Source organism: Vibrio sp. 14G-20 (assembly GCF_026241515.1).
Taxonomy (GTDB): domain Bacteria; phylum Pseudomonadota; class Gammaproteobacteria; order Enterobacterales; family Vibrionaceae; genus Vibrio.
Window position 1 is genome coordinate 204,402 of sequence record NZ_JAPHPW010000004.1, and the last position, 21,958, is coordinate 226,359.

The following is a 21,958-nucleotide window of genomic DNA, read 5'->3' on the forward strand; positions in this document are numbered from 1 at the left end:
AGATTACGAAACCGTGGATATTCGAGGTACTCGGACATTCAGGTATAACAAAGCCTTACCCTAAACCCAATTACCTTCACGGTCGACTTGTTTATCTCTCCCATAAGAAAAGACACCACACTCGTCAATCAAGTGTGGTGCGCTAGTTACTTAGTTAAGGTTAACTAGCTGACTAGTTAGCTGGACGCCAAACGCCCCATTTGTCATTTTCGTATGTCGCCTTAGGATTTTCACCACCCTGAACCCACCATTGTGCTTTCCACGACTGGTTTGAGTATGTTACTACTTCACCGCCAAGGTAAGTTGCTGATGAATCCCAAGAGCCTGGGTCTGGCGTAGGGTCCGGTGTCGGATCAGGATCCGGCGTTGGATCTGGGTCTGGTGTTACGCCACCGCCATCAGCAATCACTTCGAACGTGAAGGTTTCAACACTTTCGCTTTCAATTGAACTAGCAATAAACGACAAAGTTTCGTTCGCTGTAATCGCAGTCGTATCAACCACAATTGAAGCCGATCCATTATTTTGAATGCTAACTGCAGAACCTTGAGTTTGTGTTAGGTTTGCTGCTTCACTTGTTGCAATCACAACTTTGTCACCAGCATTCACTACATTGTCACTCTTAACTAATTCGTAGATGTCGCCTTTCAATGGTTCAACACCACCATCACCGTCAATCAGCGTTAACTGACCAGAAGCACGGCTATCTTTTGAATTGAAGAAGTTACGTGAAGGGTCGTTTTGGAAGTACATGTAATGCTGCATTTCAGCGTGCCAGTCACCAATGAAAATCGCACCGTCTTTAAACTCTTCATGCCAACCGTTGATTTCTGAAGCCAATAGTCGAGCCCAATCGTTAACGTTTGAAGCGTCGATGACGATGTCGAAGCTACGCGCTACTTCACCATATTTGTTGATGATGTCGTACTTAACGGTGTCACCAATTTCAGGCGTACCAAACTGGTCAGAAACAAACAAGTCGCCACGCACTAGATCAGGTTGTGGTGTAGGTTCTGGCGGAGGTGTAGTACCACCCGCGATAGTGATGTCTGAACAGTTGTAGAAGCCTTCGCCAGCTGCATCATCACGTTGCCAACGTACATATAGGATTGCATCACCAGAGCGGTCAGATGGAATCGTCACGTTGATACGGTATTTGCCACCGCTAACAGGAACATTGCCCACCTCTTGGATAAGATCTAAGTCGTCCCACGCTAGTCCTTTGCTTAGGTCTGCGTTTGGTTTCGTTAGGTAGAACTCCCAGAAAGAAGGGTTGTGTGGCGCTGTCGCATTGAATACATATTCAAACGTACCAGTATTTAGCTCGGTACGAGTCCAACCAGTATGAGGCGCACCCATGCCGCGTTTTTGCGAATCATTGGCATAACATAACGTGCCGTCAGGAATCGCCGCTTTTACAGCATTGATGTTATTGAAATCCTGAACATTTTTAGCGTATTCGTTACGTTGAACAAACGGGTATGAACCAGAAATGTCTTTTGCTTGAGCACACGCAGCATTAGGTGGTGTACCCGACCAGATTCCGCCCTGCTCGTAACACGTGTTCTGACGCGCACTTGGAAACTCGGACCAACCATGAGCATTTGCCACTGAAGGCACACTCGATAGCATAGCCATACCTACTGCTACTTTTAGAATATTATTATTTATTGTTGTCACTTTCCCACTCTCTATTATTTTACCCTGCACACAACATTAACTGGTCACTTACCAATCAAAATTGCACTTCGAGGGTTTATAGTTTTTGTTTGAAGAACAACGAAAAATATATACGTCAATTTTATCAATGACAGCGGGTTTTATATTGATAGGAATCAGAATCACACAACTCAAAGAAATGCGTTGTCGATAGATGATGTTGCTTCGAATTATTGGATCTCAGTATTCCGTCTTTATTGGCGCAACATTATTCAAAGTGAATAAAAAATCGGCTTGATGAGTAAGCCGCTTTGAAGATATACGAGAGATGTTCTCTAGTTAGATAGGGATAAATCGAAAGCAATAAGAAGAGAATTTCTCGTCAAAATAACGATTTTGACGAGACGAATTAGAATTAACGGATTTAATAGCGGCTATGCATGCCCATGCGATGTGACATGTCATCGTCCATACGACCGCCCTTCCAACCGCTTCCACCCAAGAGGTTGAGCACATCGCGCGCAGTATAGTCTTCGCCGCCAAAGAAATCATTCGACACATCTTTTCGCAGCAATTGAATGTTGGTCGCCAGTTCAGTGTTGAGATCTTGTGGATCAGCAAACAAAGCTAAAGCAATTTGTTGTTGGCGTTTGCTCAGTTCATTAGAGCTTGTTTCAACCTGTCCTATCGAGAAGAAATCACGGCTTCCGTAGCTCTTCACCATCTTTGCAGAAAGTAGTTTAATCACCTTTTTGATTCTTCGTCTTTGAATGTATCTAAACATATTTAGTCCCTTTACTAACTCACCTTTAACCCAACAATCTGCTTAACCAAATGACCTTTTTAACAAATACCCTTTCTAGCCAAACGTTCTCTCTAACCAAACGCTCTCTCTAACCAAACAACAGATAGGTTTGATTATCTACTGAGATACTTTTTACTTCAGTGTTAAATACGGATTCTAGCTGCTCAGGTGTAAGCACTTGTTCTGCACTGCCAGACGCTTGTAGAACGCCTTTGTCGAGCAACAATACTTGGTCGGCGTGTCTTAAGGTCCGGTTCAGATCGTGGTTTGCCATGATCACCGCAATGCCTTTTGCTGCTACTCGTTCAATGAGCTTGTATAACAAGGCTTCTTGAGCAATATCTAGTGGAGCTGCTGGTTCATCGAGGATCAGCAGTTTCGCGTAAGGGTTCAACGTTGGCCAGATCTGTAAACACATTCCCGCTAAACGAACGCGCTGCCATTCACCGCCAGACAACGTTTGAATAGAACGATGAAGTTTGTCTGAGATGTCCAACATCTGGCTTATTTCGCCCAAAGCTAAGTTGATTTCAGCATCAAGGCCGTGTGAGGAGCTTGGCAGTGACAACGCAAGGTATTGGAACACTTCCAAATTGAAGGCTGGTCTTGCGCTTTGACACAAATAAGCGCGGTGCAATGATAAGTCTTGTAACGACAATTCAGACAAGTCTTGACCATCAATGGTGATATCACCTTTATAGTCGTTCCCTATTCCTGATGTCGCTTCAAGTAAGGTGCTTTTACCGCTGCCATTGGGACCGATAACGTGAGTAACCTGCCCTTGCTTGAGCTCAAATGATAGCGGTAATAAACGAGCGCCGACGCTCAGGCTCTTAATTTGAATCATGATTTTTAATTAGCATCCAAATAAAGATCGGCGCGCCGATACTGGTGGTCATCACACCCAAAGGCAATTCTGCTGAATCGAGTAACGTACGCGCGCAGATATCGGCAAACACCAACAAAGCAGCACCTGCGACCGCAGACAAAGGAAGCAGGTATCGGTTGTCGGTACCAATCGCTAAACGCAATAAGTGTGGCACAACCAAGCCAACAAAGCTGATCACGCCACCTAAGGCAACCGCGCAGCCGACTAAAATAGACACAGCGAAGATTAAGCGCCAACGCAGCTTAGGTACATTCACGCCCAGTTGCGCGGAATGAGTTTCGCCAATCATCAGCTTATCTAACTTGCTACCTTGCAGGCACAGCCAAATAATCACGGGAATCATGACTAACGTGAGCGAGTGTTGATACCAAGTCACGCCACCCAAACTGCCCATCAGCCAATACATTAATAACCGTAAGCTGAGGTCATCACTAAAATAGAAAGCCCATGTCACCATCGCGCCAGAAAGAATGCCTAACGCGACACCCACCAGCAATAATTTGGCCGTGGTCAGTCGCATCGTTTTGACCATGCTCACCAGAATCACGGTGAAACAGAGTGACCCTAAAACGGCAGCGATCATGAACAGTTCAGGCGTGGGAGCAAACGGCAAGAAGAACAGCACGATCACCATGGCTAAACTCGCGCCACCGGAAATACCGAGCACACCCGGCTCTGCTAATACGTTGCCTAATAAGACTTGTAAGCTTGCGCCAGATACAGCTAAACCCGCCCCGATAGCAATAGCAGCCAATAGTCGAGGTAAGCGTAAATCAATCAGTAGTTTTTGTTCTAACGTGGACAAGGTGCCCAGAGGGGAAATGAAGAGATCGCCAACCATTAGGTAAATTGCACTCAGCGCGACTAGCAATGCTGCCATGATATAAATGGCTCGCGTCCATTTGCGCTGTTTTTGGTGAAGAAGTTGTTGGAAATCCATATCAAGCTACTTTGAAAATGTTCGCGTAACCTTACCTGTATCCCTAAATAAACTCAAGGCTCACACCGTAATGTGAACCTTGATATTTCAACCAGTTGAGCGATTGTTTTAATCGTTTAAACCCGACTAAGTATTAATCGTACACAAGCTGACCGTGGTCGAACCGTGTTTCAACTTCGCACACCATTAAGGCCGCTCGTTGACCGATGGCCACGTTACGATTTGGGAATACCACGGCTTCGTTTTCATTCTTCGCCATTAATGGTTTATCACCATCATGACCAAATACTTCACCGTGCTTGAACGCGGTAAAGTTCTCTACAGAATCAGAGAACATGAAATCAAAGTCATCATGCAAGCGCACAATTGTGCGGCTAACACGATACATGATGGTTCGCTTAGGTAGATGTTCTGGCTCTGCTTCAGCAATCAAGTTACGTATCGCCAAATCAAAAGCAGTGAGCTTATCAAGTTGGTTATCACCAATTCTTGCTACCTGACCTAATTCCATTGTCAGTGCTTGCGCTTCAAAGTTTTCAGCGCTGTACCAACTAAAGGTGCTTGTTGGTGCATTCGACAGCAACACCGCTTCAATGTGAGCGCTGTTAATGAAATCGAACAGCTCTTTATTGCGAACTTCGTGGCGAACCTTAGGGCTCACGGCGAACGAATAATGCTTAGACAAGCGGATCGCACAATGCAGGTCTAAGTGCCAGCGAGTTGCGGGTTCCGTCTGCTTATAAAACTCAGTAACCAATAACTTCAAGTTCTTCGCAATATCCACTTCTCGATTACTTTCGTGCTGTTTTTCATCAAACAGACGATTCATATTCATATCAAGAAAACGAGTATGTGCGTTGGTTGCTTCTGGGTGAGCAATAATAAACAGGCATCTCGCATTCACTTCCTGAAAGCCTGTTTCTATATCCTCAATGAGCTTATCGATAAGCTCCATTGGAGAGGTTTCGTCGCCATGAACACCTGTTGAAAAGATGATGTTTTTGGTTTCAGAATTGTACTCTGCGGGAATCACTTCCAATACACCGCGTTGATGAAGCTTAATTTGAACACCGTTACTCAGTACGGTCTGTCCTGCAACCACTTCTTGCTCAAGATCTAGGCTGTCAAAAAGAAATGATTGGCGAAAGAGGGTCTTCGTCATGCGCTACTCCTTAATTGCACGGCCGTATGTTAATAAATTGTACATAGAAATTGTGTTGCTAGGATCGCACTTATCAACAGAAACTCCGTTATCACTCACAAATACTGCCCATATGTTTTAGATTTCTTGCTTATCAACAAACCGACGTCTGTTCCAAATAATGATTTTTTAATTCTGTTCTAGATGATCATTTTAAGTTTAGTCATTTCAGCAAGATAAGAGCCACGTAAGCTAACACAGCTCTTACCCGCGATGAACAGATTGAGATCAATTAATCTTTCTGATTCAGTAATCTTTCAAATTCATCAATTTGAACTTTGACCATATCGATGCTTTGTTGCCAAAAATCGGCTTCAGTCAGATCCATGCCAAGGTGTTTTTGTACCACTTCTTCTGCCATCATGCTGCCAGTATCACGAAGCAATGAGACATAATCACCGTAGAATTGTTCGCCCTTAGAATCACGTTGTGCATAAACGCCTTTACTGAATAAGTAACCGAACAGGTATGGGTAGTTGTAGAAGCTCACTTGAGAGATGCTGAAGTGCAGCTTGCTCGCCCAGAAGTAAGGGTCGGCTTCTGTCATTGCATCTCCGTACCAATCTTTCCAAGTCTTTTCCATTAGGTCGCAAAGCTGCTGAGCCGTCAGTTCGCCTTTTTCACGCTGCTCGTAGAAGACTTTTTCAAATTCGAAGCGAACGGGAATGTTCACCATTAATGCCAAAGAAGAAGAGAGCTCTTCCCACAGCATTTCCAATTTTTCATTTCGTGTTTGTGCTTGCTTCAACAAGTGGTCACGAACAATATTCTCAGCAAAGATCGAAGCGGTTTCAGCAAGTGTCATTGGGTAACGAGTTTGACACAATGGCATGTCTTTCATTACCCAGTTATGGAAAGCGTGGCCCAATTCATGAGCTAGTGTCATTAAATCTGAGCGACTACCACTCCAAGTCATGAAAACTAATGGCGTGCGAGTGGCTGCAAACTTAGTACAGTACGCACCTAGGCGTTTGTTCGCAGCAGGCGCGGCATCAATCCAACCGTTCTCAACCATTAATGCGACAAAATCAGACATCTCTGGATTGACTTCAGAGAAAGCCGTTTTGATCACTTCGATCGCTTCATCAAATGGGTAAACTTTAGATTCATTGTCACCCAGTGGTGGCATCGCGGCTAAATGGTTCCAAGGTTTCATTTCATCCAAGCCGTGAACTCTTGCCATCAACAAACCTGCTTTCTGACCAACAGCTCGATTGGCTTTTGCCACCGACATCATGGTATCTAGCGTTTCTGGTACAATGCGGCTTCCATGCAGGCTTGGATCAAGGAAATGCACATCGCTAATTTTCGAACGCTTTTTGTTTTCCGTCAGTCGCCAACCTGCCAATGCATTTAGAATCGAAGCAAATGACTCTTGATGCGTTTTCATTGCGCCTTGAACAGCACGCCATGCCGTTTCTTGTTTGTCGAACTCGCTGCCATACAACAAACTCGCCGCTTGTGAAAAACCTAGAGTTTCATCTTCGCCGTCCAGCTTTAGTGACAGTTTTAAAGAACCCGTCAGGTTATCGTATAAACGCCCCCATGCATCGCGGCCATCGACTTTCATTGCGGCTAGCAACTGCTCTTCAGCAACACTGAGTCGGCTGCTTGATAACTTACGTGAGCTTTCAATCGCAAAGCGTTGCCCTGCTACATCTGCGCTGTCATGCTCTAATACTGCATCAATAAATTCTGGTTCTGCGTGAATTAGCATGTCTTCGTAAGGGCTGAACGCTTGAGACATTTCAGAGTTTAGCTTCGCAACACGACCAAGCAATGCTTTGGCTTCTGTGTGTGTCGCGTCGACCGATGCGTGGCAATTAGCGAAGGTGTTGATCGTGCTGAGTAACGTGCCTGCCGCTTCTGAAGTTTGAATGGCGTTTTGCATCGCTAGAATAATGTGACGCTTTTCAACGTGTAGGTTCAACAGTTCAATACACTGCTGAATGAGTTCAATGTCCTGTTCGATTTTTGCATCATTAAGGTCGCTATAAGCAATGCTTAGATCCCAACTTGGTGTTGTCATGACTAAATTCCTTTCACGTAGGTAGTAATACCAATCTGGTATAGCGGCTGTAAACGTCGCTTTATACTTCTATTTATATTTCTGTTTCAATTTACAGGTCTAATAGATTGTTAATTCTTAAACTGTGTATTTTTAACACTCAGAGAACAGGCAGCCCTATCGATTTGACGTTGATAAAGCTCTGCGCAAACTGAGTAATTTGAATATGAGTTATCGACGCGTTTTCTATCGATAACTTCGAGTACAAACTCGGGTTTTTCCAATCAATATCGAGGCAGTGCGCTAACAATATGCGAATCACACCACCATGAGTAACCAACAATATATTGTCACTTGGATCGTTCAAAAGTTGCGACCAAGCTTGAGTTACTCTGTCGTGGAAACCTTGTAAACTTTCTGCACCCGTTAATTGATGATTCGCAGGAGCTTGCCAAAAGGTTTCTAGCATCTCCCACTTATCTTCAAGTTCATCAAATGGAACACCATCTACTTCACCGAAGTTCATTTCCTGAAAGCCTGTTACAACAGACAAAGGCAAAGACATACGCTGTGCAGACAAGTTCGCGAGGTCACTACATCGTCTTAGTGGCGAAGTAACTATGCTCTCAAAGGTAATGTCTTGTGTGACGAGCGCCTCGCCTATCTGTTGTTGAAGATCTGCGTTAACCAACACATCAGATAAACCATTGAGTGCAGCTTTCCCTTCAACTTTGCCATGTCTTAGTAAATAGATGTTTTTGGTTGTTCCGTTGACCATGAGTTAGACCTAGCCTTGAGTATCAAGCGAATGATTAGATGGTTTTAAGTGCAGTGGCAATCCGGCAGCTATCAACGTAACTCGTTTGACAACGCGAGCCAATGCTTGGTTCATTCGCCCAGCATTGTCGACAAACAAGCGCGACACTTTACCCAGTGGCACCACACCTAAACCGACTTCGTTAGACACCATGATAATTTGCGCCGGACTTTGTTCGACGCTGTTGACCAATACTTCAACCGCGGCTTCAACCTGTTCATTGGTTGCGTCATCACCCAATTCAAAGATGATGTTGTTCAGCCACAAGGTTAGGCAATCAATCAGTACCACATCATCTTGGTTAAACAACTGCAGTTTCGTGGCTAACTCGACAGGCACTTCGTGCCCAATCCATTGCTCACCGCGACATTCTTTATGATGGGCGATACGCTCACGCATTTCATCGTCTAGATAGGTAGCGGTCGCAATGTAATGCAAACGTCCATTTGAACATGCAACAAGCGCACATAATGCTTGTTGCTCTGCAAAACTCGACTTACCAGAACGAGCCCCACCCAATACCAAATGGCTGTTTCGCTGACTTGCTTGATTAATTTGATTAGCTTGAATAGTTTGATTCGTGTTTTTCATAGGAGACCGTTATAGAAAGCCATTGTAAAAAGCAGTTATGAATACAAGGTAAATCAGTAACTCCATCAACTGTTGAGCAGCCCCCAAGCAGTCGCCAGTAAAGCCACCAATTAGAGCCATTAACCACTTTTTGAAACCAGTTCTGAACAGATAGGCGACGACAGATAAAACCAAAGCGAATTCAAGCCCAAACCACAGGCTAGGCAGCACGCCTACAAGCAATAAGAAGACAAGTTCGCCTTTGGTTTGCTTGTTAGCCAATGGCTTACTTTTACTTGTGTCCAAATCGCTAACATAAGGCATGTCGTAAATCAGCGATGCAGCAATCGCGCGGCTAAAGGTATAACTGGACACGATAACCATAAACAGTCCGGTCATGCTTATGAGTTCATTCAATAAAACCCACTTGCCGAGCAGAGCCATAACCAGTGCAGACGCGCCATAAGTACCGATTCGACTGTCTTTCATGATGGTCAAGCGGCGTTCTAGAGTCATGCCGCCACCAATACCATCGGCCATATCGGTCAAGCCGTCTTCATGGAATGCACCAGTGAGCATCAGGCTAAAACTCATCATCAAAAAGATCGCCACCGCACTCGGCAGTACCGCATCAAGTAGCAAAAACACACCGCCACACAGAACACCCAGTAACAAACCAACCAGTGAAAAGTAACGCCCAGAACGGTTCATTCGCTCTGATGAATAGGGCGTGTTCTTCGGCATTGGTAAGCGAGAAAAGAACCCCATCGCCAGCGCAAACAGCTCCCACTGATAAGTAACTCGATCTTTCAACGATCTTTCTGGTGCATCACTCATTAAACCGTGACTCCAGCACTTTCGAAGCTCGCCATGTTGTTATAGAACTCGGCTGCCGCACGAATAATTGACATTGCGAGAGCAGCACCTGTGCCCTCGCCCAATCTCAATCCAAGATCGAGCAGTGGCTCAGCGTCTAGCAGCTCTAACAGAATTTTGTGCCCTGACTCTTCAGAGCGATGTGCGAAGATCATATAGTCTCGGCAACTCGGTTCAATTAGGGTTGCGACATACGCCGCAACTGACACGATAAAACCATCGACCAATACTGGGGTTTTGTTTTGATAAGCGCCTAGGAAAGCGCCTACCATTTGAACGATTTCATAACCACCAACTTGTGCTAGTACCTCTTTGATATCTTTAAGATCTGTAAGCTCTTTGACTTCTTTAGGGTCTAAACCTTTGCAACGCGCAACACCTTGCTCAACCACAGCTACTTTTCGCGCAAGTTGTTCATTGTTGATGCCTGTTCCTAGGCCAACACACTCATCTGCAGACCGATTCGATAATGAACTTAAGATAGCTGATGCGCTGCTGGTATTTCCTATACCCATTTCACCAAACATGATGATATTGGTGCCATTCGAAATGGTTCTAGATACAAGCTCAGTGCCCAGTTCAATCCCGCGTTCCACCGTTTCTAAACTCATTGCCGCTTCATTGGCAAAGTTATTGGTTCGCGTACCCAAACGCTGAGAGATCAACATGTCACTGTCTGATTCAACAGGCAACAATATCCCCGTGTCGACTACCGTGATATCGATATTATTCACCGCACAGAAGCAATTGATCGCCGCGCCACCGCTTAAGAAGTTCAACACCATCTGTTGTGTTACCGCGCTTGGAGCAATACTCACGCCTTCGTCAGCAATACCATGGTCGCCAGCAAAAATGATGATACTTGGCCTATTCAATTCGATGTGTTCAACCGCAGCTTCCTTGCCTTGGCTCTGAATCAATGCCAGTTGATGTGCGACTTTTTCGAGTAAACCAAGCGCACCGAGTGGCTTGGTTTTTTGGTCAATTCGGTGTTGGATGCACTGCGAGTATTGGGTATCTAACATAGTTTTTAAAAACGCTTATTCTGGGTACGTTGATTTAGGGACTGCTACTTAGGGCGTGCGACAGAAAACACATTGGAAAGCGTCGCGTATTCACCACCACCAAGTCGAGACAGTGGGTCCAATGCCAACGCATCAATCTTAAGACGTTCACTCTCTTTGTCGATCACGTCTTCGGAAATGTACACGGTTTCGACTTGAGCAAAGATGAGGCTTTGTGGCACCTCTCCAACCTCTTTTACTTCGTACAAGGTGCAGCCAAAAGCGACTGCGCACTCTTTCACTCTCGGTAAAGAAAAGCCTTCAAATTCAACCAGCTCAATATTATTCGCGGTGACTTCCGAATCACCATGTTCAAGGGTAGCTGCTGTCGCTGTCATTGTTTCTGCAGAACTTGAAGAAGCAATGTGAATCACTAGCTTACCCGTTTCTAAGGCATTACGAGTGGTATCTTTGATTTCGCCGGACGGCTTCTTCCCAACCGATAACATCAGTAGCGGTGGATTACTGGAAACAGGCGTGAAATAAGAGAAAGGCGCTAGGTTGTACTCTTGTTCAGAAGATTCCGTTAATGCCCACGCAATCGGGCGAGGAACAACGGTTTGTGTCATCAGGTGATAAATCTGAGTGGGAGCAAGAGTATCAAGCTTGAGGTTCATAGCACGTCCTTGGTCTATGTGAATTACGACTCAGTTTACGTGTTAAGCAAGGCTGTATCTATGGCTATGTGGTAGAAACCGCAGAGAGTGTTCTTAATTTGAGCAGTCCAAGGCCACTTTTTCTCAAATTGAGAATCAAAAAGACAACATGGTTTGGGCCAAACACCACCAACACCAAAAATCAATCACTTACGTTTTGGCATCGATTATGCTTTATGTAACTTACTAACCTCTCCTTAGTGAGTTAAGCAAAAAGCTTTTCAATCTCTCTCAATTGATAAGTTAGAGTTAAAGTAAGTTGAGCAACATCGTAAAAATAAAGTGACTGCCATCACTTAGCTACAAAGAGTCGACTACAAGAAACAAAGCAAAGAAACTAAGATTTAGGAGGTGTAATGATTCCAAACTCAAGTAAAAGAAAACCTAATAAATCCGGTAAGAAAGCTAGCAAAAAGGTAAGGAAAATCCCACTATCCTTCACCTAATAAGTTGTAAATAAAGTAACAAAGCCCGTCGCCCAACGGGCTTTGTTATATTTAAAGCCTAACTTAAATTTCAAACCAAACGAAATCACCTCTTTTTCCATAAACCGGAGCCCGCCCCCTAAGCTACTGATTACTCGTTCAACAAATTTTTATTCGCTTAAAATTCAAACACTGTTTATATTAAACAAGCACTTGTGCAGTGAATAAGGGATTAGAATGAGCATTTCTGGAGACAAAACATCGGTCGTGGTGGCCGGTGCAACAGGGCTAATTGGTCATCATGTGATGAAGTTGCTCATCGATGAACCAGCGGTTGATCATATCTATGCCCTATCCCGAAGAGCATTAGACTCACAATTTGACTCCACCAAGCTCCACACTCTTATTCACAGCGACCTGCAAGTTACCAGTTGGGATGACACCAATGCGACGCCTAATCTGGGCGTAATCTGCTTAGGTACGACCAAGAAAAAAGCAGGATCAAAAGAAGCGCTTCGTAAAATCGATGTGGAACTGGTTAGCCAAGTCGCACAGTCGATGAAGTTTCTTGGAGTTCAACGCGTGGCGGTCGTTTCTAGCTATGGCGCTTCACTAGATTCCTATTCGCACTACCTAAAGTGCAAGGGGCAAATGGAACAAAATTTAATGCGAATTGGCTTCAAGCAGCTTTTCATCGCACGTCCTGGTCCGCTGGTGGGTGAACGTGATGAACCAAGAGCTGATGAAAAACTCCTGCAAAGTCTCTTTCCTCTGCTGTCTCCGTTTATGTTTGGTAAGTTCAAAAATCTTCGACCTATTCAGTCGAAAGACGTAGCCAAAGCAATGTTGTTCCGATTATTCGAAAATAATTTCCAAAATATCGAAATTTACTCATCGAGTGACATGCTCAATTTATTAGCAAAATATCGCTAAAAAGCTCACCTATTCATCACAATGTTGAATATCCACCCATCCTATTGAGTGGATATTACTAATCGTTCTATTAAATTACTTTTCCTTATTTTACGTTTTATTACAGGTCGCTACTGTAGCTAACAGTATTTGCGCCCATATATCTAATCGCGCTATCGATATAAAGAAATTCATAAGGAAAACAAATGTCATTTTCAGCTATCGCTGCCTTAGCGGTATTCACTGGTATCCTCTTCTTTCTCTACGGACAGCAGAAAAAAGAAAACACTCTTTCTCGCCTCGTTCTATTAGGTTTGGTTTTTGGTAGTGCTTTCGGATTAGGCTTACAGCTGCTACTGGGTGAAGGCAACCCGGCCATCAAAGAAACGTTGGATTGGGTAAATGTTGTTGGCAGTGGCTATGTTGGCCTACTAAAAATGGTGATTATGCCATTAGTATTGGTTTCAATGATTGCGGCAGTGGTGAAGCTTGAGAAAGGTGGGTCACTGGGCAAGATTTCTGGTATCACTATTTCTGTACTGCTAGCAACAACCGCTATTTCTGCGATTGTTGGTATCGTTGTGACTCAAGCATTCGGCTTATCTGCTGAAGGTTTAACAGAAGGTGCTCGCGAAACAGCACGTATCGCAACACTTGAAAGCCGCATAGGTAGCGTTTCAGACCTAACAATTCCACAAATGCTGGTCAGCTTTATTCCGACTAACCCATTTGCAGACCTAACGGGCGCTCGCTCTACGTCTATCATCGCAGTGGTTATCTTTGGTGTGCTAACGGGTATTGCTGCTCGTAAAGTGATGGCAGAGAAAGAAGAACTAGAATCTCCAATCCGTACGTTCGTTGAAGCGGCACAATCTATCGTTATGCGCTTAGTTAAGATGATCATGGCACTAACGCCATACGGCATCGCAGCGTTAATGGCGAAGGTAGTTGCAACATCAAGTGCCTCAGACATCCTAAGCTTACTGGGTTTCATCGTTGCATCTTACGTTGCGATTCTACTGATGTTCGTTGTACACGGTGTGTTGGTTTCTTTTGTTGGTGTAAACCCGAAAGAATACTTCCAAAAAATCTGGCCAGTGCTGACGTTCGCTTTCACGTCTCGTAGTTCTGCAGCAACGATTCCACTGAACGTTGAAGCTCAAATCACTAAGCTAAACGTGCCACCAGCGATTGCTAACCTGTCTGCCTCTTTCGGTGCGACGATTGGTCAAAACGGTTGTGCGGGTATCTACCCTGCAATGCTAGCAGTCATGGTTGCGCCTACGGTTGGCATCGACCCAATGGACATTAACTTCATTCTGTCTCTGATTGCCATTATCACAGTGAGCTCATTCGGTATTGCTGGCGTAGGTGGCGGTGCAACATTCGCGGCGCTTATCGTACTTCCTGCTATGGGTCTTCCTGTAACGATTGCGGCACTGCTTATCTCTATCGAGCCACTTATCGATATGGCACGTACAGCGCTTAACGTATCTGGTGCAATGACAGCCGGTACCATCACAAGCCGCCTATTGGGTAAGAAAGACAAGCAACAAGATCTGGAACAAGCGAACGCTTAATGGATTCGATTGATTCAAGCACTTGAATCTCGTTAAACAAAAAACCGATGCACATGCATCGGTTTTTTATTATCTGTTACTTCTAACTTCCATTACTTCACAAGCAACAGCTTAGAACACAAGTTGAATCACTTTCTCAGCAAGTGCTTCATCGTCCTCTTCACTCAATCCGCTGATACCAATAGCGCCAATCACCTGCCCCTTTAACTCAATGGGAACACCGCCTTTAAAGCCAGTGATCTTAGGGTCAGTCCAGTAACTTAAGTCTTTACCAGTTTCTTTTGCCCAAGCCCCTAAGTTACCACTTGGCTGTTTGTCTCTTGCAGACGTATAAGCTTTGTTCTGTGCTAGCAATCCGGCTTGAACACTCACATTATCCATGCGAATAAACGCCAGTAACTCACCGTGCGTATCACACACGCTCACTGCGATTGCATGTTGATTATGCTCAGCAATGTCGAGAGCGTTAGACACCAATTGTTGTGCGATCTTTTGATTCAACATTCTCATTCCTTAAGGCAGCGCTTGACCACGTGAATACACGTATAAGTTGTACCACTCTTCACGCGACAGATTTATCTGAGTCGCGACTGCCGAAGCTTTGATTCGTTCTAGGTTAGTCGTACCAATAGCAGGCTGAATACTTGAGGGATGACGAAGCAAAAATGCCAACACAATCGCTTCACTTTCTACGCCATATTGGTTCGCTAACTGAGCTACGTAATGCGCGGTCTTTTTCACGTTGTCATGTTCTGAATACAAACCTTGCTCAGCAAATCGACCTTGCGCCAAGCAGCCCCACGCTTGTAATTGAATCCCCTTCATTTGGCAATGCTCAAGTGTACCTGCAGCAAAATCAGATTGATGGTGACCTTGCGAATTGATCATCACACCATCATTCAACCAATCCAGTTTAGCTAAACTCATCTCAATTTGGTTTGCGACAATGGGTTGCCCGAGCGCAGATTGCAGGTACTGAATTTGGTGGCTGTTCATGTTAGAGACACCGAAGAAATCGACCTTTCCCTGAGCTTTCAGGTTCTCAAGCGTTCTTGCCAACTCATCGAGTTCCATGAGCGGATCAGGGCGATGCAAAAGCAACACGTCGAGCTTTTCTGTATTCAATCGGTTGAGAATACCGCCTACCGATTGGCTTACCCAATCTGCCGAGAAATCATAGCGACCAACATTGCCCTCGCCTTCAAAACGAATACCACATTTAGATTGAATGAATATCTGATCACGTAATTCAGGGGCTTGTTGCAGTGCTTGACCAAAAGCTTGCTCTGCTTTGCTGAAGGTATAAATGTCTGCATGGTCGAACAGATTGATTCCTGACTCTAATGCTGTGTCGATTACGCTGCGTGTTTGCGCTACATCAGCCGCCGTTACTGGATTATCATTCCAGCCACCACCTAAGCCCATGCAGCCGTAGGCAACCTGCCCGACATTCGGTAGATAGTTTGATAACGGAATGCTCTTTTTATCATTCGTTTTGTTTGTAGATTCAATGCTGTTCGTCATACCTGATCTCGCTTTGAAGATTTGATGCCAATAAATATGCCCCTATCATATTGTTCTTTTTAGAAAACAGAATATGCTATTTACGAAATGATTGTTTTATATGACGAACAATGGAACTAACCAGTTTTGAAGGCATACACACATGAACGAGCACAAGAGAATAGAACGACTGATCCTATTTGTAGAACTTGCTCAGCAACTTAACTTTACCAAAGCAGCCGAAAAGCTCGGTATCTCTAAGAGCTACCTTTCTGAGCAGATCAAACGTTTAGAGAATGATTTACAGTGCCCTCTTTTGGTCAGAACCACGCGCAGTGTTCGTTTAACCCAAGAAGGCGAACGCGCGTTACAACAAGGTTTAACGATTCGTTCTCAAGTGTTGCAGCTCGAGCGCAGTGTTTCGGAACAACACGACATCGTAAAAGGTCTATTGCGTCTCACCGCGCCAAAGATGTTTACTGAGGTATATCTATTCGATATCTGCCAACAGTTTAGGCAGCAATATCCAGAGATCCGTTTTGAGATAAATAGCAGCTACACCAACTTTAATCTCAACCAAGACGATATCGATATCGCGTTTCGCGCCACCAATACCCCACCGGACAACATGGTGGCGAAACATTTGATTAGCTATCAGCATGATTTAGTCGCAACGCCCGGTTATCTTGATCAATTTGGTCGTCCAACCAATGTGAGTGACTTAAGTGATCATCAATGCTTAGCAACGCTACATCAAACCGAGTGGCCTTTAAAGTCTGCAAATATTGATGTGTCCGGTTGGCTTTCAAGTAATGACAATCACTTACTTAAGCAACAAGCCATGGTAGGAAGCGGTATTATTCGTATTGCGAGTTACTACGTTGCGAAAGAGGTTGAGCTTGGAGAGTTAGAGCGAGTGCTGCCTAATGAATGTCTGCCACAAGGCAATAGTATTTACCTGTTCTATCCGCAAGTTATTTATCCGGCAAAGAAACACCAAGTGTTCGTTAAATTTGTTCAGAATTACTTTGAAAGCTTAAGTCGATAAAATGATGCACAGCTCACTAGGGCTTGTTGGTTTCATCTGGCCAACATATTCGTCGTAGCGAGCTCTACTTCAACCTCTTCGGCTGAATGTTATACCAGTGAAAGCCGACTATATGGCCGATCCACTTTCAAGCCTACTCGTCCTAGTTCGTTTTATTTTTTCTTGCTCTTACATTTACATTAATACCTAAATATTCACTCTACGAATCGTTTTTTATTGACTTAAAAATGAAATCATAACGACACACTAATTTGCGTAACCTAGGGTGCAAATAGGCAATCATATTACAGTGCCTATCAGGAGGATGTATGAAACCAAATCGATCTACGGTACTCACTGGACATATAAGACATTGCCCATGTTGTTCTACCGAACTGGTCATCAAAGACCACATTCACGTTTGCCCGCGCAATGAAATTGGCGACTGTTACTTCGATGGCTATGACCAACACGAACAGCGCGCTAATACCGATTTTATCGATCATGCAAGTGCCAATGATAGCCTTGTTTACGGTATCTCAGAACACTAAGCGTTATTAAAGATTTGTTGAAGTAATTTTGCGCCAAAAAAAATGCAGCGCCAATCGAGTGATTGTTCGCTGCATTCTTAGATCCTGTAAACTTAGCTAGCCATTAGAATGGAGCTAGGTAAAACGGATTACCACATTAGATCATCTGGGATCACGAAGTCTTTGTACGGATCATCTTCGTCTACTTCATCAGAGCTTGAAGCTTGAGTATCAACGATAGATTCTTCGTCACGCATCGCGATCTTGTTCGCTACCGCAGTAGGGATAACAACATAGCTTTCGCCTTGACGCGCGATACTTAGAATGCCTTTACTTAGTTGCTTTTGGGTCAGATCTTCTACGTAAAGGTATTTGACTAGCGTACCATCGGTGAAGTTGTATTTGATCTCACCGTTCTTCTGTTCGATCTTGTTCATCTCAATCAGTTGCTTCACTTGAGCTTTAATTTCTTTGCTCAACTGCTGTTCTTTCAACTGTTGGTTTAGCTCTTTGTCTTTCGCTTGCTGCGCCAGTTTAGTTTCTTCTGCTGCCGCTTTTGCTTCACGAGACTGAACGCGAGACTTTTTAGAGCCTTTCTTCGCCTTCTTTAATTTTTTCTCATTTACCAAGCCAGCTTTAAGCATCTGCTCTTGGAGTGTTAACTTTGCCATGACTTTCCCAGTTCAGGATTAAAAACGGCACTATCATACCTGTTTTTAAGGTTTCTGTTTACTGAACAAGAACAAATTACAGAACAATTGCAAAATTTGTGCTGATAGCTCTAAGCTGCGTCCATATTCACTTCTTGTTGCTCACCACCTCCACTTTTCCCCGACACACAGTTTTCACTTAAACACACCAACAATGCCTCACCCACCGACTCGAAATTGTTAGCTGACTCTATTATTCGCGCGCGTACCATTTATCATTCCAACAAGACAATATGTTAATTTTCAATGGTTAATCGATTTTATAAAACCTTGGCATATACCTCATATTTGAATAAATGCCATAGATTTATAGCTCCAATGTCATAACTCTTGACTACGTTATTCTAGACATCAATCAATAAGGATAACGTAAACGATGAAAACTCAATGGACTTGGTTAGCTGCACTTGTGGCATCCACATCAATCGCTTCGACCTCTGCGATAGCAGACACCGACGTGTACCTCACCAATAACACCAATCAAGTAATGACCATTCAAGCCAACCACGGCGGTACCGACCAGCTTCAACTCGGTGATGAGTGGCAACAGCATGTTGAACAGATTGGCCCTTGGGAGACGAAGAAGCTGATCAGTTTCAACCGCTGGACTGGTGTGAAATCTGGGAAGACCTATGAGTTTGACACTGTGGTATCGAACGCAGTGGGTGAGAGTGTCACGCTCAACCAAACCATGAAGGGACACTGGTATAACTCGACACTGCAACATGGTTTGAGCGCCGCAGACGTTAACCTAACGTTGCATAACGATCGTAATATTCATCGCAGCACGACCGATGCATTCGGGGTCAATGCAGAGCTAGCACTTAAAGCCGATTCTACGGCGCGCTACGATGACATTTACTACACCATCACCCCACAGAAAGTGGACGAACAACCAGAGCCAGACGCCAACACGCTGAAAGTCATGACCTACAATATCTGGGCCCTCCCCGCTATCGCTTCACACATCGGTGATCGTTACGACCTCATCCCTCAATACGTTAAGGGCTACGACGTATTAGCGCTTCAAGAAGTGTTTGCCAACGGACGAGATGAATTCCTGCGAGAACTAGCAAAGGAATATCCTTACCAAACTAAAATGCTCGATAAAGATGGCATCAACATCTATGACGGCGGCGTGATCATTGTGAGCCGCTACCCTATCGTCAACGAGGCACAGTACGTATTCCCTGATTGTACCGGCACAGATTGTTTTGCTGATAAAGGCGTGAATTACGCCGAGGTTATCAAAAATGGTCAGGCTTACCATGTGTTTGGTACGCACACAGCCTCATTCGATACGGACACGGCGCGTGACTATCGTCAGCGTCAATTTAAACAGATGCGTCAGCTCGCTCAATCACTGAACATACCATCCTCTGAAACGGTGATTTACAGCGGAGATTTCAACGTGAACAAGCTTAAGTTCCCAGGTGACTACCAACAGATGTTCGCCAACCTACAAGCCACAGAGCCTGAGTACTCAGGATATACCGCTTCTACCTTTGACCCTCGCATCAATAACTTCGCTGGTGAGCCAATGTCTGGCGGTGAGAATGTTGAATATCTCGATTACGTGGTGGTGAGTTCAGAGTACACACAAAAAGCTCACAATAATAACCGCGTTGATGTTCCTCGCTCTACCAGCAGTGAATTATGGAAGCACTACAACCTTTCAGATCACTTCCCTGTTAGTGCTGTCATCAAGTAACGCGGTGAACGGATAATGCATCGAGTTAGATTAATCCTAATGCTCGTCGCTGTGACGAGCATTGTTGGCTATTCATGGTCATCAAAATCGATTGAAACATCGCAATCTTCTGTCCAACACACAGAAGTGGAGCAACATGTTTCTATAGCGACTGATGACAATAGTCCCATATCAAATACGGCAGGCTTTTCAGACAATCGCGTTTCGCAAGGTAAACAAGTCCAAACTGAAAACCTAAACGGAAAAGCGTATGCAGAAAACCTAACTGAACTTGAAGGAAAGGTGCTACACAATAAGCTCGATGAGTTTTGGTCGCTTTGCCAACAAGCCGACAATTGCACGGAACAACTCGCGCAGTTGAAATCTGAGTTACCGATGGAGTGGTTTGAGCTATTAAGCGATTACCCAAAGCTTTCTGTCGATTGGCAAGTAAGGGAAAGCACAATGCCACTCGAATCCATCAACTCTTTAGAAGCGCGTGTTGAGCTATTTAAGCAATCTGCACAAGAAATTTGGGGAGAATTAGCCCACCAACTATTTGCCGATCAATTTGCGCATTTGGATTTTACGCTTAGCGCAAACACGCTTGAGGAAGTCGAAGCGACTGAGTTTGTCTTACACTATCAAGCTTTACTCTCGGAATGGGAAAGTCAAACGGGAACATTAAACGCAGAAAATCCGGCTCAACAATACGAGCTTGCTGTCTCACTGCTGCCAAACAACTACAGTTCTTCCGAGCTAGCGACCATCAAGGCTGAACTTCAAGAAACATATTTGGATGCAGCACAGGCCAATAATATCGCCGCGCGTGAACAACAAGTGGCGCAACAACAGCAGACTGTGATGACCTACCACGAACAACTGGATCAATTGAAATCGACCTTAGATTCTCAACGTTCGGCAAGCCATGCCAATTGGGATGCACAACAATGGAACGACTACTACCAACAGCAAATAACAGAATTTCGTGAGAAGTTCTTTGAATAATATAGGTTCAGACAGTCAAGCTAAGTTAGACCATCACGAAACTGCGCAGGCGTTTTATTGAGCCACCCTTTAAACGCCCTTCTGAAATTTGCAGGGTCGCTATAACCGAGCCTTTCACCAATGTCATCGATACTCATAGTTGTGCCGAGCAACAGCTCTTTAGCTAATTCCACTCGAACTTCGGTCAGCAATACTTGGTAACTGGAATCATGAGTGACCAGTTCTCGTCTGAGCGTACGAGAACTGCAACCAAACTCATCCGCAAGTTGTTCAATATTCGGGAAACTGCCTGCGGTTTGATAAAAGATCGTTTTGATCTGGTTAGTCAACAGATGCTCGGAGTCCAGCGTTTCCACTATCGACTGGCAAGACGCGAGATAGCGCTTCAGTGTCGCGGCATCGTGAGTCAATAAGGTTTGTGACAAAACCGAGGCATCAAAACGCAATTTACAATGGCTCTGCTCAAAAACTACAGGGCACTGGAAGCGGTTGTCATAGAGCTTGGCGTAGTTAGGGCGAACGTATGGCAAAGCCAGAGTGTGAATATCCAGATCATGGCCTGTCAGTTCTTTGAACAAAGAGACAATTGAACTCAGGAAATACTCGCTGCAGAAAGGAAGTAGCTCTCCCACCTCAAAAGTATTTTCAATCTGGATCACCGCTTGTTCAGAATCTAAAAGCAATCTAACCGAGAAGATAGGCCCATTCAGGCGCAAATACTTAAAGCCCGACTTAATGGCCTCCCCGACATTTTGACTGGTTGATAGCGCATAACCCAACACGCCAAAATGGCTCAAGCTAGCGTGTTCTCCCAACCAAAGCCCTAAGCCATCGTGAGGAAAGCTCTGATTAGCCGCGCTAAACAACGCAAGTTTATCAGCGTAAGTCAGCTTTCCATTCGGGTATCGCCAATCCATAGTTTCTAACCCGACTTCCGTGAGCAGCCTTTCAATATCGACACCTCGTTGCGCTAAGGTATTCAACAGCAGCGCTATATCTAATGTTCCTAGCTGATGCCGATGCCCTGTTGGCTTATACTCCGCGATAGTCTCCAATCGTCTCTCCTTATATCGAGCCCATTCCCATAAAC

General features: G+C 44.5%; 22 protein-coding genes. 6 read left to right on the forward strand and 16 right to left on the reverse strand.

The features are described from left to right. Positions 1-172: 172 nt before the first annotated feature. From OQJ75_RS05375 to OQJ75_RS05425, 11 genes are all read right to left on the reverse strand, one after another. A complete protein-coding gene (locus OQJ75_RS05375; RefSeq protein WP_265971626.1) occupies positions 173-1,630 on the reverse strand; it encodes a lytic polysaccharide monooxygenase in 1,458 nt (485 codons plus the stop codon). 451 nt (positions 1,631-2,081) lie between these two features. After that, a complete protein-coding gene (locus OQJ75_RS05380; RefSeq protein ID WP_265971333.1) occupies positions 2,082-2,441 on the reverse strand; it encodes a DUF6559 family protein in 360 nt (119 codons plus the stop codon). A gap of 109 nt (positions 2,442-2,550) precedes the next feature. Beyond that, entirely contained in the window at positions 2,551-3,309 is a 759-nt protein-coding gene (gene btuD, locus OQJ75_RS05385) for a vitamin B12 ABC transporter ATP-binding protein BtuD (protein WP_265971332.1), read from the reverse strand. Continuing rightward, positions 3,296-4,291, reverse strand: a complete 996-nt coding sequence (gene btuC, locus OQJ75_RS05390; protein WP_265971330.1) for a vitamin B12 ABC transporter permease BtuC — start codon at positions 4,289-4,291, stop codon at positions 3,296-3,298. The genes btuD and btuC overlap by 14 nt, the downstream gene beginning before the upstream one ends. A 133-nt stretch (positions 4,292-4,424) precedes the next feature. Beyond that, the gene (locus OQJ75_RS05395; protein ID WP_265971328.1) at positions 4,425-5,453 is read right to left on the reverse strand and encodes a succinylglutamate desuccinylase; all 1,029 of its coding nucleotides are present in this window, start codon (positions 5,451-5,453) and stop codon (positions 4,425-4,427) included. 271 nt (positions 5,454-5,724) lie between these two features. Beyond that, positions 5,725-7,521 (reverse strand): M3 family oligoendopeptidase, encoded by a 1,797-nt coding sequence (locus OQJ75_RS05400; protein WP_265971327.1) that lies wholly within the window; start codon positions 7,519-7,521, stop codon positions 5,725-5,727. Positions 7,522-7,660: 139 nt separating this feature from the next. Next, complete coding sequence (locus OQJ75_RS05405; protein WP_265971325.1) at positions 7,661-8,278, reverse strand: histidine phosphatase family protein; 618 nt, start codon at positions 8,276-8,278, stop codon at positions 7,661-7,663. Between the two features lie 9 nt (positions 8,279-8,287). Next, the gene (gene cobU, locus OQJ75_RS05410; protein WP_265971323.1) at positions 8,288-8,908 is read right to left on the reverse strand and encodes a bifunctional adenosylcobinamide kinase/adenosylcobinamide-phosphate guanylyltransferase; all 621 of its coding nucleotides are present in this window, start codon (positions 8,906-8,908) and stop codon (positions 8,288-8,290) included. 9 nt (positions 8,909-8,917) lie between these two features. Next, positions 8,918-9,724, reverse strand: coding sequence for an adenosylcobinamide-GDP ribazoletransferase (locus OQJ75_RS05415; RefSeq protein WP_265971321.1), 807 nt, complete (start codon positions 9,722-9,724; stop codon positions 8,918-8,920). Continuing rightward, complete coding sequence (gene cobT / locus OQJ75_RS05420; protein WP_265971319.1) at positions 9,724-10,788, reverse strand: nicotinate-nucleotide--dimethylbenzimidazole phosphoribosyltransferase; 1,065 nt, start codon at positions 10,786-10,788, stop codon at positions 9,724-9,726. Before cobT ends, OQJ75_RS05415 begins: the two co-directional genes overlap by 1 nt. A gap of 44 nt (positions 10,789-10,832) precedes the next feature. Continuing rightward, positions 10,833-11,444: a flavin reductase family protein gene (locus OQJ75_RS05425; protein ID WP_265971318.1), complete on the reverse strand. Its 612-nt coding sequence runs from the start codon at positions 11,442-11,444 to the stop codon at positions 10,833-10,835. Positions 11,445-12,145: 701 nt separating this feature from the next. Here OQJ75_RS05425 and OQJ75_RS05430 point away from each other — a divergent pair. Both OQJ75_RS05430 and OQJ75_RS05435 read left to right on the forward strand, forming a co-directional pair. Next, on the forward strand, positions 12,146-12,841 hold the full coding sequence (locus tag OQJ75_RS05430) for an NAD-dependent epimerase/dehydratase family protein (RefSeq protein ID WP_265971316.1): 696 nt from the start codon (positions 12,146-12,148) through the stop codon (positions 12,839-12,841). A gap of 185 nt (positions 12,842-13,026) precedes the next feature. Next, the gene (locus OQJ75_RS05435; protein WP_265971315.1) at positions 13,027-14,400 is read left to right on the forward strand and encodes an L-cystine transporter; all 1,374 of its coding nucleotides are present in this window, start codon (positions 13,027-13,029) and stop codon (positions 14,398-14,400) included. 111 nt (positions 14,401-14,511) lie between these two features. Here OQJ75_RS05435 and OQJ75_RS05440 read toward each other — a convergent pair whose 3' ends face one another. Together OQJ75_RS05440 and OQJ75_RS05445 are read right to left on the reverse strand one after the other, a co-directional pair. Next, the gene (locus OQJ75_RS05440) at positions 14,512-14,904 is read right to left on the reverse strand and encodes a GlcG/HbpS family heme-binding protein (RefSeq protein ID WP_265971313.1); all 393 of its coding nucleotides are present in this window, start codon (positions 14,902-14,904) and stop codon (positions 14,512-14,514) included. Between the two features lie 9 nt (positions 14,905-14,913). Beyond that, on the reverse strand, positions 14,914-15,924 hold the full coding sequence (locus OQJ75_RS05445) for an aldo/keto reductase (RefSeq protein ID WP_265971312.1): 1,011 nt from the start codon (positions 15,922-15,924) through the stop codon (positions 14,914-14,916). Between the two features lie 142 nt (positions 15,925-16,066). Between OQJ75_RS05445 and OQJ75_RS05450 the strand changes: the two genes are divergently transcribed. Both OQJ75_RS05450 and OQJ75_RS05455 read left to right on the forward strand, forming a co-directional pair. After that, on the forward strand, positions 16,067-16,951 hold the full coding sequence (locus OQJ75_RS05450) for a LysR family transcriptional regulator (protein WP_016799764.1): 885 nt from the start codon (positions 16,067-16,069) through the stop codon (positions 16,949-16,951). 308 nt (positions 16,952-17,259) lie between these two features. Further along, a complete protein-coding gene (locus OQJ75_RS05455; RefSeq protein WP_265971309.1) occupies positions 17,260-17,481 on the forward strand; it encodes a hypothetical protein in 222 nt (73 codons plus the stop codon). 128 nt (positions 17,482-17,609) lie between these two features. On the opposite strand, the gene OQJ75_RS05460 is transcribed toward OQJ75_RS05455, so the two are convergent. Then, positions 17,610-18,131 (reverse strand): DUF2058 domain-containing protein, encoded by a 522-nt coding sequence (locus tag OQJ75_RS05460; RefSeq protein ID WP_004734880.1) that lies wholly within the window; start codon positions 18,129-18,131, stop codon positions 17,610-17,612. Between the two features lie 110 nt (positions 18,132-18,241). Continuing rightward, entirely contained in the window at positions 18,242-18,382 is a 141-nt protein-coding gene (locus tag OQJ75_RS05465) for a hypothetical protein (RefSeq protein WP_265971306.1), read from the reverse strand. A 164-nt stretch (positions 18,383-18,546) separates the two neighbouring features. Between OQJ75_RS05465 and OQJ75_RS05470 the strand changes: the two genes are divergently transcribed. Then, positions 18,547-19,881 (forward strand): sphingomyelin phosphodiesterase, encoded by a 1,335-nt coding sequence (locus OQJ75_RS05470; protein WP_265971305.1) that lies wholly within the window; start codon positions 18,547-18,549, stop codon positions 19,879-19,881. Positions 19,882-19,920: 39 nt separating this feature from the next. After that, a complete protein-coding gene (locus tag OQJ75_RS05475) occupies positions 19,921-20,868 on the forward strand; it encodes a chromosome partitioning protein ParA (protein ID WP_265971624.1) in 948 nt (315 codons plus the stop codon). A 20-nt stretch (positions 20,869-20,888) separates the two neighbouring features. On the opposite strand, the gene OQJ75_RS05480 is transcribed toward OQJ75_RS05475, so the two are convergent. After that, a complete protein-coding gene (locus OQJ75_RS05480; RefSeq protein WP_265971303.1) occupies positions 20,889-21,923 on the reverse strand; it encodes an AraC family transcriptional regulator in 1,035 nt (344 codons plus the stop codon). Positions 21,924-21,958 lie beyond the last annotated feature (35 nt).

What these genes read in the sequence shown, in the direction of transcription:
- cobT (WP_265971319.1), bottom strand. Translation starts at nt 10,788, where the DNA reads ATGTTAGATACCCAATACTCGCAGTGCATCCAACACCGAATTGACCAA.
- OQJ75_RS05450 (WP_016799764.1), top strand. Translation starts at nt 16,067, where the DNA reads ATGAACGAGCACAAGAGAATAGAACGACTGATCCTATTTGTAGAACTT.
- btuD (WP_265971332.1), bottom strand. Translation starts at nt 3,309, where the DNA reads ATGATTCAAATTAAGAGCCTGAGCGTCGGCGCTCGTTTATTACCGCTA.
- OQJ75_RS05440 (WP_265971313.1), bottom strand. Translation starts at nt 14,904, where the DNA reads ATGTTGAATCAAAAGATCGCACAACAATTGGTGTCTAACGCTCTCGAC.
- OQJ75_RS05470 (WP_265971305.1), top strand. Translation starts at nt 18,547, where the DNA reads ATGAAAACTCAATGGACTTGGTTAGCTGCACTTGTGGCATCCACATCA.
- OQJ75_RS05460 (WP_004734880.1), bottom strand. Translation starts at nt 18,131, where the DNA reads ATGGCAAAGTTAACACTCCAAGAGCAGATGCTTAAAGCTGGCTTGGTA.
- OQJ75_RS05435 (WP_265971315.1), top strand. Translation starts at nt 13,027, where the DNA reads ATGTCATTTTCAGCTATCGCTGCCTTAGCGGTATTCACTGGTATCCTC.
- OQJ75_RS05400 (WP_265971327.1), bottom strand. Translation starts at nt 7,521, where the DNA reads ATGACAACACCAAGTTGGGATCTAAGCATTGCTTATAGCGACCTTAAT.
- cobU (WP_265971323.1), bottom strand. Translation starts at nt 8,908, where the DNA reads ATGAAAAACACGAATCAAACTATTCAAGCTAATCAAATTAATCAAGCA.
- OQJ75_RS05395 (WP_265971328.1), bottom strand. Translation starts at nt 5,453, where the DNA reads ATGACGAAGACCCTCTTTCGCCAATCATTTCTTTTTGACAGCCTAGAT.
- OQJ75_RS05475 (WP_265971624.1), top strand. Translation starts at nt 19,921, where the DNA reads ATGCTCGTCGCTGTGACGAGCATTGTTGGCTATTCATGGTCATCAAAA.
- OQJ75_RS05465 (WP_265971306.1), bottom strand. Translation starts at nt 18,382, where the DNA reads ATGGTACGCGCGCGAATAATAGAGTCAGCTAACAATTTCGAGTCGGTG.
- OQJ75_RS05430 (WP_265971316.1), top strand. Translation starts at nt 12,146, where the DNA reads ATGAGCATTTCTGGAGACAAAACATCGGTCGTGGTGGCCGGTGCAACA.
- OQJ75_RS05455 (WP_265971309.1), top strand. Translation starts at nt 17,260, where the DNA reads ATGAAACCAAATCGATCTACGGTACTCACTGGACATATAAGACATTGC.
- OQJ75_RS05375 (WP_265971626.1), bottom strand. Translation starts at nt 1,630, where the DNA reads ATGCTATCGAGTGTGCCTTCAGTGGCAAATGCTCATGGTTGGTCCGAG.
- OQJ75_RS05405 (WP_265971325.1), bottom strand. Translation starts at nt 8,278, where the DNA reads ATGGTCAACGGAACAACCAAAAACATCTATTTACTAAGACATGGCAAA.
- OQJ75_RS05415 (WP_265971321.1), bottom strand. Translation starts at nt 9,724, where the DNA reads ATGAGTGATGCACCAGAAAGATCGTTGAAAGATCGAGTTACTTATCAG.
- OQJ75_RS05380 (WP_265971333.1), bottom strand. Translation starts at nt 2,441, where the DNA reads ATGTTTAGATACATTCAAAGACGAAGAATCAAAAAGGTGATTAAACTA.
- OQJ75_RS05445 (WP_265971312.1), bottom strand. Translation starts at nt 15,924, where the DNA reads ATGACGAACAGCATTGAATCTACAAACAAAACGAATGATAAAAAGAGC.
- btuC (WP_265971330.1), bottom strand. Translation starts at nt 4,291, where the DNA reads ATGGATTTCCAACAACTTCTTCACCAAAAACAGCGCAAATGGACGCGA.
- OQJ75_RS05425 (WP_265971318.1), bottom strand. Translation starts at nt 11,444, where the DNA reads ATGAACCTCAAGCTTGATACTCTTGCTCCCACTCAGATTTATCACCTG.